Annotated in this window: 11 protein-coding genes; 5 read left to right on the plus strand and 6 right to left on the minus strand. The window is 47.9% G+C overall.

Going from position 1 to position 15,584, the window contains the following annotated elements; genetic code table 11:
* Positions 1-7 precede the first annotated feature (7 nt).
* Positions 8-295 (minus strand): YciI family protein, encoded by a 288-nt coding sequence (locus ACYVGR_RS04480; RefSeq protein WP_460954082.1) that lies wholly within the window; start codon positions 293-295, stop codon positions 8-10.
* Between the two features lie 235 nt (positions 296-530).
* On the opposite strand from ACYVGR_RS04480, the gene ACYVGR_RS04485 reads away from it, so the two are divergent.
* Entirely contained in the window at positions 531-3,032 is a 2,502-nt protein-coding gene (locus tag ACYVGR_RS04485) for an alpha/beta fold hydrolase (RefSeq protein ID WP_460954083.1), read from the plus strand.
* 70 nt (positions 3,033-3,102) lie between these two features.
* On the opposite strand, the gene ACYVGR_RS04490 is transcribed toward ACYVGR_RS04485, so the two are convergent.
* Both ACYVGR_RS04490 and ACYVGR_RS04495 read right to left on the minus strand, forming a co-directional pair.
* Complete coding sequence (locus ACYVGR_RS04490) at positions 3,103-5,406, minus strand: T9SS type A sorting domain-containing protein (RefSeq protein ID WP_460954084.1); 2,304 nt, start codon at positions 5,404-5,406, stop codon at positions 3,103-3,105.
* A 165-nt stretch (positions 5,407-5,571) separates the two neighbouring features.
* On the minus strand, positions 5,572-6,066 hold the full coding sequence (locus tag ACYVGR_RS04495; RefSeq protein ID WP_182464247.1) for a hypothetical protein: 495 nt from the start codon (positions 6,064-6,066) through the stop codon (positions 5,572-5,574).
* Positions 6,067-6,499: 433 nt separating this feature from the next.
* Here ACYVGR_RS04495 and ACYVGR_RS04500 point away from each other — a divergent pair, with 433 nt between their 5' ends.
* The 3 genes from ACYVGR_RS04500 (at position 6,500) to ACYVGR_RS04510 (ending at position 9,504) form a co-directional block, all read left to right on the plus strand.
* Positions 6,500-7,240 carry a peptidase gene (locus ACYVGR_RS04500; RefSeq protein ID WP_182461774.1) on the plus strand — a complete coding sequence of 247 codons (741 nt, stop codon included), beginning with the start codon at positions 6,500-6,502 and terminating at the stop codon, positions 7,238-7,240.
* A gap of 234 nt (positions 7,241-7,474) precedes the next feature.
* Positions 7,475-8,887 (plus strand): phosphoglucosamine mutase, encoded by a 1,413-nt coding sequence (gene glmM / locus ACYVGR_RS04505; RefSeq protein ID WP_182461772.1) that lies wholly within the window; start codon positions 7,475-7,477, stop codon positions 8,885-8,887.
* A 254-nt stretch (positions 8,888-9,141) separates the two neighbouring features.
* Complete coding sequence (locus ACYVGR_RS04510) at positions 9,142-9,504, plus strand: YtxH domain-containing protein (protein ID WP_460954085.1); 363 nt, start codon at positions 9,142-9,144, stop codon at positions 9,502-9,504.
* 127 nt (positions 9,505-9,631) lie between these two features.
* Here ACYVGR_RS04510 and ACYVGR_RS04515 read toward each other — a convergent pair whose 3' ends face one another.
* The 3 genes from ACYVGR_RS04515 to ACYVGR_RS04525 form a co-directional block, all read right to left on the minus strand.
* Positions 9,632-10,180, minus strand: a complete 549-nt coding sequence (locus ACYVGR_RS04515) for a DUF2911 domain-containing protein (RefSeq protein WP_460954086.1) — start codon at positions 10,178-10,180, stop codon at positions 9,632-9,634.
* 184 nt (positions 10,181-10,364) lie between these two features.
* Entirely contained in the window at positions 10,365-11,897 is a 1,533-nt protein-coding gene (gene guaA / locus ACYVGR_RS04520) for a glutamine-hydrolyzing GMP synthase (RefSeq protein WP_460954087.1), read from the minus strand.
* A 100-nt stretch (positions 11,898-11,997) separates the two neighbouring features.
* On the minus strand, positions 11,998-14,214 hold the full coding sequence (locus ACYVGR_RS04525; protein WP_460954088.1) for an ATP-binding protein: 2,217 nt from the start codon (positions 14,212-14,214) through the stop codon (positions 11,998-12,000).
* Positions 14,215-14,343: 129 nt separating this feature from the next.
* On the opposite strand from ACYVGR_RS04525, the gene ACYVGR_RS04530 reads away from it, so the two are divergent.
* A complete protein-coding gene (locus ACYVGR_RS04530; protein WP_460954089.1) occupies positions 14,344-15,570 on the plus strand; it encodes an ABC transporter permease in 1,227 nt (408 codons plus the stop codon).
* The last annotated feature ends 14 nt before the right edge of the window (positions 15,571-15,584 follow it).

The following is a 15,584-nucleotide window of genomic DNA, read 5'->3' on the forward strand; positions in this document are numbered from 1 at the left end:
GTTAAGGTCAAACATTGGCCTGGCGAAATGGTTTAACGTCAATTTTTTCCCAAACGCCCTGTACAATATACGGATCGGTTTCCAGATACGTACTTAGCTCGTCTTCAGTTTCCATCTCCAGCATGAGCATCGAACCAATCATTTTCCCGTCGGGGTCTAGCAAGGCTCCGCCTAGCAGAAATTGGCCTTTTTCTTTTAACTGACTAACATAGGCAAAGTGAGCAGGCCGGGCTGCCATTCGCCGGCCGAGAGCATCGGGACCGGTATGATCATACGCATGAACAACGTATTGCATGAATCTGGGGTAGAGGATTTTTTCTATTCCGAAAAGTAAGCGTTTCAGCCTTTTCTTCCTAATTTCAGATTTTTACCTCTTTCAAACACGTAAATAGAACGCTGATTTTTATGATCGTACTGATTTTAAAATGATTTAAAGAAAAAACATTGTTTTTAACTTATGATCAGGCTGTTAGCTAAAAGCCATAATCAGTCTTAAAGAAATGCGCTTCTTATTGTCACTTCATTCCTCTATGAACTACATTTCCTGTTGGCCGCTTGCTCTGATTACAGCATCGGTTCTCGCCCAGCCTGTGCCCAAACCTGCTGGCTCCGTGGCTCGCCCACAACTCACTGTTGAGACCATTATGCAGGACCCTAAAGTATGGGTTGGCACATCGCCCTCTAACCCATTCTGGTCCGACGATTCGCAAACGCTTTATTTTAGCTGGAATCCAGAGCGGGCACTGGGCGATTCGCTCTATAAAGTAACCTTCACCCGTCCGGCAAAAGGGAAATTGCTCACCGCTTCTCAGCCGGTAAAAGTAAGTCCGGTTGAGCGTCGGGCACTGGCTACGCCCCCCGTTGCCGCTTACAACCGGGCCTATACACAACGACTCTTCGATCGGCAGGGTGATCTATTTCTGCTGGATGTAAAGTCGGGCAAAGTCCGACAACTCACCAATACGGTGGACGTTGAGGCAGATCCTGTTTTTTCGGGAGATGAAAAGAAGGTCGTATTTCGGCGGACGGGTGCCGGTGCCAATTTATTTAGCATTGATCTTCAGTCTGGCGAACTCACTCAACTCACCGATTTCAAGACCGGCTCAAAAAAGCCCGATCCTAAGCTAACGGATGCCGAAAAGTTTCTGAAACAGGATCAATTACGCTTGTCGTCGGTGCTGAAAGAGCGTAAAGAGAAAAAAGACGAAAGCGAACGCATCACCAAAGCCGACAAGCCCAAACGACCGAAAGAGATTTACCTCGATGACAAGCAATTACTTGCTCCGCAACTTAGCCCCGATGGCCGCTATGTGACCTATCGGTTGAGCAAAAGCGCCACCAATGCCAAAACAGCGCAAGTACCCAATTATGTAACAGAATCGGGTTACACCGAAGAACTAGCGGCCCGCACCAAAGTAGGCTCGCCGACGGCTACGCAGGAGTTTTTTGTGTATGACAAACTTAAGGATACCGTTCGGGCCGTCAGTACGAAAAGCATTCCGGGTATTACTGATCAACCGGCTTACCTGAAATCGACGGCCAGCACAAAACCCGATACAGCAAAAAAAACGCGTCCTGTTGTCATCAATGGCCCTGTCTGGTCTGACGATGGCAAGTTGTGTGTTGTAGTAGTTCGGTCGCTCGATAACAAAGACCGCTGGATTATGCGGCTCGACCCGGAAACACTGAAACTATCGCTTCTCGACCGTCAGCATGACGATGCCTGGATTGCCGGACCTGGCATCAACTGGCAGGGTATGGGGTCATCGTCGGGCAACATGAACTTCCTGACTGATAATCAAACACTTTGGTTTCAGTCAGAGGCCGATGGGTATTCGCATATTTACACGGTGAATGTCTTAACTGGCGAGAAAAAGCAATTGACTTCAGGCAAGTTCGAAGTGCAACAGGTGCAACTATCGAAGGATAAAAAATTCTTCTTTCTGCAAACGAATGAGGTCCACCCTGGCGAACAGCATTTTTATCGGATGGCCGTTACAGGCGGTGAACGTGTTCGGCTAACCAATATGACAGGTGCCAACGACGTAACCCTCTCTCCCGACGAAACCCGGATGGCGATCCGCTATTCGTCCAGTAATCAGCCCTGGGAGATGTATGTAGCCGATGTTAGTCCACAGTCGACAGTTGCCAGTAAAGCTGGGGCACCTCCTCGGTCTGTATCCTCACAGACCGCTGGCACCGCTCCCCTTAAACTCACGGAATCACAGACCGATAACTTCAAAAGTTACCCCTGGCGCGAACCAACGATGGTTACGATTCCTGCCCGCGATGGACAAACGATTTACGCGCGCCTATATAAACCAGCCAAGTCGGACGCGACCCCGGCCACGGGAAAAGCGGTTGTTTTCGTTCACGGGGCTGGTTATTTACAGAATGCCCACAAGTGGTGGAGTTCGTATTTCCGTGAATACATGTTCAATAACCTCCTGGTCGACAAAGGCTACACAGTACTCGACATCGACTACCGGGCCAGCGCGGGCTACGGTCGCGATTGGCGCACGGGTATTTATCGGCACATGGGTGGCAAAGATTTAGAGGACCATGTCGATGCCGCAAAGTGGCTGGTGCAAACGCAGGGTGTAGACGAAAAACGGATCGGTATTTACGGCGGGTCTTACGGTGGATTTATTACACTGATGGCTCTTTTTACAACCCCCGATGTGTTCAAAGCTGGGGCGGCTCTACGGCCCGTAACCGACTGGGCGGCCTACAATCATCCGTACACGGCCAATATCCTGAACGAACCTCAATCCGATTCACTAGCTTACCGTCGTTCATCGCCAATTTACTTTGCCGAAGGCCTCAAGAATTATTTGCTCATCTGCCACGGTATGGTCGACGTGAATGTCCATTATCAGGACACGGTACGGTTGATGCAACGACTGATCGAACTCAAGAAAGACAACTGGGAAGTGGCGGCCTACCCAATGGAAGACCACGGTTTTGTTGAGCCATCCAGCTGGACCGACGAATACAAACGGATTTTGAAGCTGTTTGAAGAAAGGCTTTAGGATGTATGATATAGGGTGTATGATGTATAGCGTTTATACATCATACACCCTATATCATACATCATTTATCTTATTCCACCGCCACCCGTAACACCGATTGCCGTGAGTCGGCGGCTACTTTTAGTAAATAAGCTCCCGTCGAAATCCCTTCTACTGGCCATTCGACTTGTTTTTTCCCTGTGAAGATTGGTATCTGATAAGACTTAATCAATCGGCCCGATACGTCCAGCAAATGTACTTGCACCGCCGATCGCTCGGGTTGCTCGATCTCCAACCGTAGTCGGTCTATAACTGGATTGGGTACTACACGCACCGACAAAGGAGACACTGGTTCATTCAATGCGGTGAGGACAAAATTTATCGCATCCGAAGGCGCCGAAGGACACCCATTAACTGTCACAACCACATAATACAATCCGCTGGCGAAGGGTACCAACGCAGGCCCTGTTGCATTCGGCACCGCTGTACCGGCTGCATTACCCGTACTAAGATACCATTGTATACCTGCTGTTTGGTTGACAGTTAGAGTGCTGTTAGCTATCTGTGTAACGGTTGGTTTTGCTGGAGTAGGGTTTACCGCCGTTAGAGACACGAATACGGTACTCGTAGTGCAGCGATTACTATCCCGAACACTCACCGTATACGTTCCTTCGGGTAGTGCAGTTTGCGTAGCGGTGTACGTTTTGAGAGTATCCTTTTGCGCAGTTTGCCAGTAAACCGTAAATGGTTTGGCTCCCCCGGCAATTTGAACCGTCGCTTCGCCATCTTTCCCACCCGAACAGGAAACATTTTTAACAGTCCCTTGTGAGAGCGTCAGCGCATTCATGTTCGTTATAACCGCTACGGTCGAGTCAGTACACCCTCCATTATCTACCACACGCAGACGATAGGTATTGGGAGGCAGTTTACTAATCTGACTTGCAGCCTGATAGGCCTGCCCAATAATCTGGTATTGCAACCCTGTTCCTGTTCCTCCTGTACTTGTTAACGTAACGGAACCCGTGGGGCAATTACAACAGGTTGCGGGAAGAGCTGTGGCCTGAACTTTGAGCGGAGCTGCCTGATTAACAACTACTGACGCAAGGCCCGTGCACCCATTGGCATCTGTTCCAACAACGGTGTAATTACCAACTGGAATTCCACCAATTACGCTGCTACTTTGCGGAGCTGTACCAGCAGAAACCTGATAGGTAATGGCTCCTGTACCTCCTGTAGAGGTGACCAGGATGGAACCACTATTCGGATTAACACAACCAACAGGTTTCGACACCGCCGTTAGCGAAAGGGGGGCGGGTTGCACAACGGTTGCGCTTTGTGTCCCTAAGCAACCATACCCATCCTGAACGGTAATCTGGTAAGTCGTTGCGGCTAAGCCTGTAAACTGTGTTCCTGTCTGATAAGAGCCATTACCCAATTTGTATTGGTAAGAACCCGTTCCGCCCGACGCCTGAACGGTTATACTACCATCTGCCGTACCAACACAACGAGTTGGCGCGGACGTCAGTTTAATAACCAGTGGTGTGGCCTGTCCTATCGTTACAGGAGTATAGACCACACAACTATTCTTGTCAGAAACAATCAGGGTATAAGTCGTATTGGCAACCAGATTATTGAATATACCTACTGTTCGCGGCTCTGTAAGGTCCTGGATAAAATAGCGAAAATCACCAACTCCTCCTGTAGCAGAAGCTACTAACGCGCCATCCCCCCCGCCTACACACTTGGTGTTGTAGATCGTAGTGCTGACAATAATTGCTGGAGGCTGTTTTACCTCAACCGAGGTTTGCGCGATACAACCTTTCGTATCTTTTACTGTAATGGGATAGGTACCTGCCTTTAAATTACCAAAAATGTTGATGACCTTAAATGGTTCGTTGTTAATTTGGTATTGTAAAACCCCTTCTCCCCCAGTGCTGTTAATATAGATTACCCCATCGTTCCCGCCATTACATAATAGCGTTTGCGTATCAGAGGTTAGCACAATAGGCGAATACACCTGAACAGTAGCCGTAGCAGTTGTTGTCGTTACCGTTGTTGTCACAACAGTCGAGCTGGTTGCGGTTGTGCTTGTCGTCACGTCACAGAAAGCGGTGTAGCTTGTTGGCTGCTTCGGAGTAACGGCAATCACGCTCCCAGTTTGTGCCGTAGACCAGCGAACAACACCAGTAGCAGGACACCCCGCAGCCGTTAGGCTAGCACTGGCACCCGCGCAAACAGTTGCCGAACTTACAGTAAGCGTTAGAGCTGTTGGTGCGGTAGGGCTAATACCTTGAGTTGCCCAGGCAGGACTTAAAAAGCCCATAAAGCCTAGCAGAAGAAAACCAAAGCCTAGGCGTCCTAAAAACCAGAAATTCATTTGTATATACTTTTGCATATCCAGGTGATTATAGCCGACAAACAAATATAGTTTTATAAGCTACGAAATCTATCCCGCTGGCAAAGTATAATAGGTAAGCGAAGTACAATTTATCCTATGGATAAGTACAACTGTCGGCCGGGCAACCCAATAGTTGGGCAGAATGATGCCTATTGGGCTTACTTAATAAAACAGGCCCCAATCGTCTGGAGCATCGTTATCTTTATCAAATCCATTTACCCACTCAACAAATAAGACTCTAAACTGCTCGATCTCTTCACGAAGTACATTTAGATAGGCCGTAGCCGCTAGTTTTTCGGCTTTGCAGTAGGACGTCTGGGCCAACAGTTCGCGGGCGTGCATTTTAATAATCACGGCATTTTCCATACGCAGGGTGTATAAATCTCCCCCTTCGGCCCCAACAATTTTGGGAGCCAGCATCATGGCATTGGCCAACATTTGTTCGTGCATCATCAGCACGTCTTCTTCTTTATTGATGGTTTCGACAATGGCCTGTGTCAGCTCCATCAATTCATTCGCTTTCCGCAGGATGGGCAGATTCTTAATACGGCGATTTTCTGCCTCCATTTCGGCACGCGCTTCTTCAGGATCGTAGTCTTCATCAAAGCCATCCCAGTCCAGGAAGCTATCGTCGTCGTCTTCGTCGTCAAAATTCATCGCAAAACGGGCAAAGGGCATGATCACCTTCTACATGCCAAAGTAACATAAACCTTTCCCAAAAACAAACCTTTCGTATCCAAAAAGCTGCGCATTGTTTCCAGATTAGTCCGGGAAGACGCTTCATTTTCCACCCCCACACAATCGACTTTCCTCGCCCAATTTATCCGATGAATTCGGGGTACTCCCATCCAGCAAAAGCGAGAAAATGGTATCGCCAACCTACTTGAGAGCTAGTTTATATTTAATCTAAAAATGCCTTTCTAGCGTTAATTAAGGCCATTTTAGTATGGAAATTTGTTAACACCCCACAGCATTTTTTTAAGAAAAGGCTCCTTTTAATCGAACAAAAAACGGGGGCAACCTGTATATTTGTCTGGTTTAGTACCCAGACGTATCCCGACTTGGATGCCCTGATTTCCCACTGTATCGAATGACATATTGTTTAGGCGTAAAAGTTGCATCAGGCTTAGTGGCCATCGCCGACAGACGGTTGACTTCCGGCTCAGAAGTATCATCGAACCGAAAAATTTCGGTTCATGAAGTTGAGAATCACTCGTTGTTTATCATGACCTCGGGCCTGCGCTCCGTTCGCGATAAAGCCATCACTTATTTTAGTGAGGTGCTTACCGATCAGGATCGCTCGTTCAACAAGCTCTATAAAGCGGTCAATGCGTTTGGCGAGCAAGTAAAGCGAGTGGCACAGGAAGATAAAGCCTCGATTATTGCCAATGGCCTTAACTTTAACCTGAACGCAATTGTGGGCGGTCAACTAGAAGACGACGCCGAACACAAACTCTATATGCTCTACCCTGAAGGCAACTGGGTTGAAGTTGATCAGGGATCTCCATTCAAGATTATTGGCAACTCGGGTTATGGTAAGCCGCTCCTATTCCGCAACTTATCATATGAATCCAGTTTGCAGGATGCCCTCAAAATCGGCTTTCTGGCGTTCGATGCTACTCGTGTCAGCGCCAACGATGTGGATTATCCGTTAGATGTGGTCATCTATCCGAAAAACAGTTTCCACATGACGGAATATCGGCTTGAAAAAGAAGATATGGACGAAGTATCGCACCAATGGAGTGCCTTACTAAGTAACTCCGTTCGGAAACTTCCCTCCTATTGGATGGACCCCATTTTTGAAAAGGTTCGGGCTACAAAAAATGTATGATGTGTTATGTATGATATAGAATGTATGCTTACGGCACAAATACATCACACATCTTATATCATACATACTCCTCCCCCTCTATCCAACGGCCAGAATTGTGATTGGTGCAAACTAGTTGCCAGTCAATAAACGTTAGTTGATTATATAGCCCCACTAACCCTGACGGCAACGACAGAGTGCTGTCTATTGACTATCTTTACAACCCTAACCAAAAACATTTATCCAACCCATCAAGTGGCATTAATTAAGTCTATTTCCGGTATTCGAGGAACGATTGGGGGGCGCAGTGGAGACGGACTCACCCCTTTAGATGTAGTCAAATTTACCGCTGCCTTTGGGCAATGGCTTCGGAAACGGAGTCCCGAACGGCAAACCGTTGTTATTGGACGTGATGGCCGGTTGTCGGGCGAAATGGTTTCCAAATTAGTATCCGCTACGTTGCAGGGCCTCGGCCTGAATGTACTCGATCTTGGTCTGTCAACTACGCCTACTGTCGAAATGGCGGTCCCAGCAGAGCAAGCGGCAGGCGGAATTATTCTGACAGCCAGTCATAACCCTATCCAGTGGAATGCCCTTAAACTTCTGAACGAAACAGGCGAGTTTATTTCGGGGCAGGATGGTGCCGAGGTACTAGCCATTGCCGAAGCCGAATCGTTTGATTTTGCGGAAGTCCGTAAATTAGGTCAATACCAGGCAGATACTACCTGGCTTCAAAAGCACATCGACCAGATTCTGGCGTTACCGTTAGTTGATCGGGATGCCATTGCCAACCGAAACTTCCGGCTCGTTGTTGACGCGGTCAATTCGACGGGGGGACTTGCTGTACCTATGTTGCTTGAAGCGCTTGGCGTTGAGCAAATTACCAAGCTTCACTGCGAACCAACGGGCAATTTTGCCCATAATCCAGAGCCCCTGCCTGAAAATCTCCGCGACATTATCAAAGAGATGAATAAAGGCAAGGCTGATCTTGGTATTGTTGTTGACCCTGATGTCGATCGATTGGCGTTGATTTGCGAAGATGGTTCTCCCTTTGGCGAAGAATACACCCTGGTGGCAGTAGCCGACTACGTTCTAAAAAATAATACCGCTGAGAGTGGTTGGGCTAACAACACCGTATCGAACATGTCGAGCACAGTTGCCCTCCGCGATGTGACCCAGAAGTACGGTGGGCAGCATTCAGCATCAGCGGTGGGCGAGGTGAATGTGGTTGAGATGATGAAAGAAACCAATGCCGTTATTGGTGGCGAAGGAAACGGAGGCATTATTTATCCTGAACTTCATTACGGCCGCGACGCATTGGCAGGTATTGCTTTGTTTCTGACTCATTTGGCCAAATCGGGAAAATCGGCATCGATGCTGCGCCGAACGTATCCCAACTATTATATCTCTAAAAATAAAATAGAACTCACCCCTGACATTAATGTCGATGCGGTATTGGATCGGATTCAGGCAAAATATGCCCGCAATCCAATCAATACGATTGATGGTGTTAAAATCGAGTTCGATAAAGAATGGGTACACCTGCGCAAGTCGAACACAGAGCCTATTATCCGAATCTATTCGGAATCAGATACCCTGGCAACAGCTGATTACCTAGCCGGAAAAATCATCGACGATATCCGTGAGGTGATTTCAGAGAACCGATAAACAACTTAGTTTAAGCCAACTTATTTCACTGAGCCACTACAGACGTAGCGGCTCTTTTTGTTTACCAGCGACCAGCAACAGCCACTAAGTTGTAGAATAAAATACTCATAACCCATTTCAAGTCTTAGCTAAAAAAAACTAAAGAAAACATCAAAATATTGACTATCAAATAGTTAATTCAAAAATAAACTATATGGCATGCTTTTTACACTGATCAAAGAAATCCCAGAACGAATTCAAAACAAAATAAGACTATGAGCTTTATTAGAGGAGTACTAGCAGGTTTAGCCATCGGTTATTTAACAGCCCCCCGGAGCGGTAAAGAGACCCGCGAAAAACTGACGCAGGGCGCTACCGATTTACAGAATCAATGGGAAGAAGGAGTTGATCAGGTGAAAGCGCAAATTGATCGCCTAACGGGTAAAGCTGAAGCAAAAGCAGATCAATATGCAGGTAAGGCAGAAGAGATATTCGATAAGTACAAAAACGAAACGAAGTCTACGATCAACGAGAAACAAGATCGGGCTAAAACAGCCTACAATGATAAAGTTAACGAGGCAGCCTCTTCTGCTAAGGCAGGAATCAACCACGCCGAAGATGCGCTCAAGCTTAACTAAACACTGAAGAAAACCAAAGTTGGTTCTATTCACCCATTAACAGATCGAGCCAGTCAATTGACTGGCTCGATCTGTTAATGGGCTATTTTTTGTCATCCCTCCTGCGTCGGGATGGCAAAAATTCATGTTACTTGATGGCAATAGGCACTTCTACATTCTCCCATTTTAATACCACCGCTTTTTTCGTTACCTCATACACCAGCTTCTCGTTCATTGACGACGATTTAGCAGGCTTTGCAGACACTGTCAACACATCGTTGGCTGGATCGCGATTGGCTTCTCCTCCCCGCTTGATACCCCATTGCCCGGTTTGCGAATTGAAGATAAACTTCCATTCTGTTTCCCCCGGAATAGCAAATAAGCTATATTTTCCGGCTGGTAATGGCTTTCCGTCAACTTTAATTTCTTTATCGGTTTCGAAGATGGTCGCTTCATTGGCACCGGCACGCCAAACTTTTCCGTAGGGAGCAAGCGTACCGGCTGGGTCCCAGACTTGCCGGCCTTTCACCGATGGACTACTGTAGTTAATGGTAATGGTAGCACCATTGATTTTTCCGCTGGCGGTTGCCGGTGGGCTGGGTCGGCTTGCTTTGTCTCCCTGGGCGAAGCTCATCATTGTCATGAATACACCGGCCAGCGTCATTGCCAGAATCCGGTTAAGCTGTGTAGGTTTCATAGTAAATAAAAAGTTAGGCATTAGCCGCTAAAAGTAGGCAATTGCTTTTAAAACCTTGATTATCTAACTTTTTTTTTAGCGAACGACAACCCTGCCTAGTTCTGCCTTTTACAAACAAAACGCCCGGCACTGTTTCCAACACCGGGCGTTTTGTAAAATCGTATTTCAAAAATCGAAAATCCGTTTACTCCCACTCAATGGTAGCGGGTGGTTTCGACGAAATATCGTAGACAACGCGGTTAACTCCTTTCACACGGTTGATGATTTCGTTAGAAACATCAGCCAGAAATTCATACGGTAAATGAGCCCAGTCGGCAGTCATGCCGTCTACACTCGTTACGGCACGGAGAGCAACAACACGTTCGTAGGTACGTTCGTCGCCCATAACCCCCACCGATTGCACGGGCAACAGCATAGCACCGGCTTGCCAAACTTTGTCGTATAGACCTTCCCGCTTCAGACCATCGATGAAAAGCGCATCAACTTGTTGCAGAATGTCCACTTTCTCAGGGGTAACATCGCCCAGAATCCGAATGGCCAAGCCTGGACCAGGAAATGGGTGACGGCCCAGAATAGCATCGGGCAACCCCAAACTTTTCCCTACCAACCGGACTTCATCTTTGAAGAGCGTATTGAGCGGCTCCACGATCTTCAATTTCATAAAATCGGGCAAACCACCCACGTTGTGGTGCGATTTGATCGTTGCCGAAGGGCCTTTTACCGAAACAGACTCAATGACATCGGGGTAGATTGTCCCCTGTCCCAGCCACGATACCCCTTCAATCAGGTGCGCTTCGTGATCGAACACGTCGATAAACGTTTTGCCAATGGCTTTCCGTTTGGCTTCAGGATCGCTGAGGCCAGCTAGGGCCGTATAGAATCGCTCTTTGGCGTCAACGCCTTTTACGTTCAAACCCAACGTTTTGTAGGATTCCAGTACGCCCGAAAATTCATCTTTCCGGAGCACACCGTTATCGACAAAAATGCAATACAGGTTCTTGCCGATAGCTCGGTGAATGAGCATAGCGGCTACCGATGAATCGACTCCGCCCGATAGCCCCAGCACCACTTTGTCGTCGCCAATTTTTTGCTTTAACTGCTCAACAGTCGTTTCCACAAACGACTCGGCGGTCCAGTCCTGAGCGCATCCGCAAATATCGACAACGAAGTTATGGAGTACCGTTTTACCCTGGAGCGAGTGCGTTACTTCGGGGTGAAACTGAATGCCATACGTTTGTTCGCCATCAACCTGGAAAGCTGCTACCCGAACGGTATCGGTCGAAGCAATAATCTTGAAATTGTCGGGAACGCTCGTAATCGTATCGGCGTGCGACATCCACACTTGTGAGTGTTGGTCGATACCTTTCAGCAGTGGACTCTCGATATTCACAGTGCCCAGCTTAGCCCGGCCATATTCGCGGATGGCCGACGCTTTTACCTCTCCCCCACTGGTATGAGCCAGCAATTGCGCACCATAGCAAACCCCCAAAATGGGTAGTTTATGCCGAAAAGCAGCCAGGTGAACCTCAGGCGCATCGGCGTCACGAACAGACGAAGGACTACCTGAGAGAATGATGCCCTTCACATCGGACGTAATGGTGGGCAGGTGATTATACGGATGGATTTCGCAATAAACGTTCAGTTCGCGTACCCGGCGGGCAATGAGTTGGGTATACTGCGAACCGAAATCCAGAATCAGAATTTGTTCGGTGGCCATGTATAGGTCTCTAAAATGCAAAGTTAGCCCATTTTTACACGTGCCACAAACAATGAGTGAATGAGCGAATGGACGAATGAGCGAAAACCGTATGCGGTTTTCAATTGAATTTCTGAGAAACAGGCAACCGAACCAGAAATATGGTGCCTTCTTCGGACGTCGTTTCGATCATAAATTCACCTCCGTGCCCTTTCGTAATTATGTCGTAACTAAGCGAAAGTCCAAGGCCAGTGCCCTGCCCGGTTGGCTTCGTCGTAAAAAACGGCTGGAAAACTTTTTGTTGAATGGCCGCTGGAATACCCGTTCCGTTATCGCCTATCCGAATTTCGACAACCTTCTCCAACAGTCGCGTGCTCACCGTAATTGTCGGTTGGTAGCCAGCAGGAGCTGTCCGCTGGCGCTCCTGTACGGCGTAAAAGGCATTGTTGAACAGGTTGAGTAGGACGCGCCCAATATCCTGCGCCACAACCGTCACGGTGCCAATGCCCGGTTCGAACTGGGTAATGAGGTTGGCGTTGAAATTTTTCTCTTTTGCCCGCAGTCCGTGATACGACAATCGTAGGTATTCGTCGGTTAATGCGTTAATATCTGTAGGCTCTCGCTGGCCAGTGCTCACGCGACTATGATCGAGCATAGCCCGAACAATGGAAGACGCACGACTACCGTGATGACTGATTTTCTCTAAATTCTGCTCCAGATCAGCTAAGATTTCTGCCTCCAGTTCCTCGTCGCGGGGGGCTTTTTCACGCTCTTCCTTTAATTCCTGAATTAACTCACCCGATACGTCAGCGAAGTTATTGACAAAGTTTAGGGGGTTTTGAATTTCGTGAGCAATGCCCGCTGTCAACTCGCCCAGACTAGCCATCTTTTCGCGCTGGATTAGCTGCTGCTGGGTTTCCCGCAGATCGGTAAGCGACTGGCTAAGTTCGGCAGTTCGTTCTTTTACTTGGTGCTCCAGAGTTTCGTTTTGCTGGGTCAAAATACCTTCCTTCTCGGCCGAAAGCTGTTCTACTTCAGCGAGTCGATCTTCCAGATTACGATTCGTTTGAGCATGTTCACGAGCCAGAATAATGGCAAAGCTAAAGGGTAATGTCAGGAAAAAGAGCAGATTAGTAATCTCATTGGCATAACCTGCATAGGCAACATACTCACCAGATAACCACCAACTTACAAATGCCCCCAGAACCAAAATTAGTATCATCGCCAGAATACTGATCAACATGAACCGGGCATTCGTTTTGTGCGATCGTATGGCATCAATGCTAACGCGAATGCCATCGGCAAACAAGCCAATAACCGACGCGATCGACAATAGCCCAACCAAGTTCGATGATTCGAGAATAAAGGGAATAAGCCTCGAAACGATGAGTAGAAAAGCAATAATCCGCAAAAACCAGGAAGTTGGCTGGCCCAGGTACTGATAGTAGGTTATCAGCAACATGAACATGAATATTGAGATCGACAACGCCTGCCCCAACACAACCCATTCTCGCACAGTAGTATTCGTGATAAGCTCCAGCGATTCGATTAATGTAACACTGAGCGCACCAAACAACAAGGTTAATCCGAATACCAGATTAACCCGTTTCCGACGATAGGCGTAATACATAAAGTGAATGACGCTCAGCATCAAAAAGATACCAATCAGCAGATAGTTACCGGGAGCCTGTATATAGAGTTGCTTAATCACCCCATCCATAACCGACTGAGCCGGAAACAAGCTGATTCGAAACACCGACCGCTCAAAGTACTGAATCTTAGGCATGTACCAGGGTGGACGCTGCTGCGACAACCGGACGGCCAATAGATGCCGCCCTCCTGTTAATTGAGGAAGCAGAAAAACATGCTGGTCGGTTGGTGTGTAGGCTTCCTGCTGCTCATAGGTCGTACCAACCTGGCCCAACCGCTGCCAAAGCACCCCATCAATATAAATTTCCGATGCGCCCACCTGCCCAATTATAGCAGCAAGCATCGGTTGTGTACGCACCGAATCCAGAACAAACGCCAGCCGAAACCAACCTATCGATTCGGCCCTAAAACGATCCAGATAAAGTATATCCCGACTCGGCCGAATGGTATCCCAGCTACTGTCATCGAACGAAGGAGTAGCCCAGGCCGAATTGTCGCCCGGATGCCAGCGCCAGCCAGTACGCAGTGGCAGTCCATCTGCTGGAAGGCTATCGGCTTTGATGTGGACCTGAGCGTATCCTGAATGACCGGAGGCCGTTAGTAAACCAACGATGAAGAGTAGTCGTATCAGGGGCAGTGGTTGCCAGAGAACAGAACGAAACGGCCAATGCACACGATGTGGAGTCATTTATTGACAAGTTAATCCCTGTAAAACTCTTACTTTTACGTTGTAGAACAAAATCGTTATCAATAGCCGAACTGGATACGCTAACTTGCCTATCAAAGAGACCTATTGACCACCGACAATCGACTCATTTTGAACGTTCCTGTTTTTCTGGCCCGAAAAGTTCGCCACGCACCCGAAGGTAGTTTTTCGGCCACTGTCACGCGCATCGGCATCGCCAGCATCGCCCTCGGCTTAGCCATCCTGATTGTTGCCTTCTCGGTACTATTTGGTTTTAAGGATACCATTCAGCAGAAGATTTTTCTGTTTGGAGCCCATTTGCAGGTGAGCAAATTCACGAATAATATGTCGTACGAAGCGCCTGCTCTCTCACTGAAAACCAATTTATACCGGGATAGCACACAACTACCAGGCATAAAGCATATTCAGGCAACTGCGCTAAAAGCGGGTATTCTAAAAACCGCCGACGAACTAACGGGCGTTGTGGTGAAGGGAGTAGGAAAAGATTACGATTGGAGTTTGTTTCGTGGATCGTTGGTAGCAGGAACGGTTCCGGTCGTTGGTGCCGATACGGGCTTAGGATCGACCCAGCTGCTTTTGAGTCAGTATATGGCGAATCAGTTGCAGGTCAAGGTTGGGCAAAGTATCCCGCTTTATTTTCTGGGCAATCCACCCCGCGCCCGCAAAATGACCGTGGTCGGCATTTACGAAACGGGACTGGAAGAGGTGGACAAAACCATTGCCCTGGGCGACATTCGGCTCATTCAGCGTCTGAATCGCTGGGGCCCCGATTCGGTAGCCAACTACGAGATTTTTATCAAGGACTTCACCAAACTAGAGTCAACGGCCCGTAATCTGACTAACTTTTTAGACCCAGACATGCGCCTAACGCGTGTAACGGATCAGTACCGGCCACTGTTCGACTGGATGGTTTTGCTTGATCGAAACATGGTTATTTTGTTGGCGCTGATTGTCTTCGTAGCTTCATTCAACATGGTATCGGTTCTGCTGGTGCTGATGATGGAACGCACACCCATGATTGGTTTGCTGAAAGCACTTGGCGGCCGTAACTCCCTCATCAGGCGCATGTTTGTGTTCGTAGGATTGAACATGGTAATTTGGGGATTAGTCATTGGGAACGCTGTTGGACTGGGCATTTGCTTCATCCAGGACAAATTCAAACTAATTCCGCTCGACCCTAAAAACTACTTCATGAACTACGTCCCTATCGTCTGGGACTGGCCAACCATTCTGGCGTTGAATGGCGCGACCATTTTACTGATTGCGCTCGTGTTGTGGATACCCACCATTATTATCAATCGGATTCAGCCCGTGAAGGCATTGGCATTTAAGAAGTAAACGTTGGCGTACCA

The sequence above is a fragment of the Spirosoma litoris genome (genome assembly GCF_054776755.1).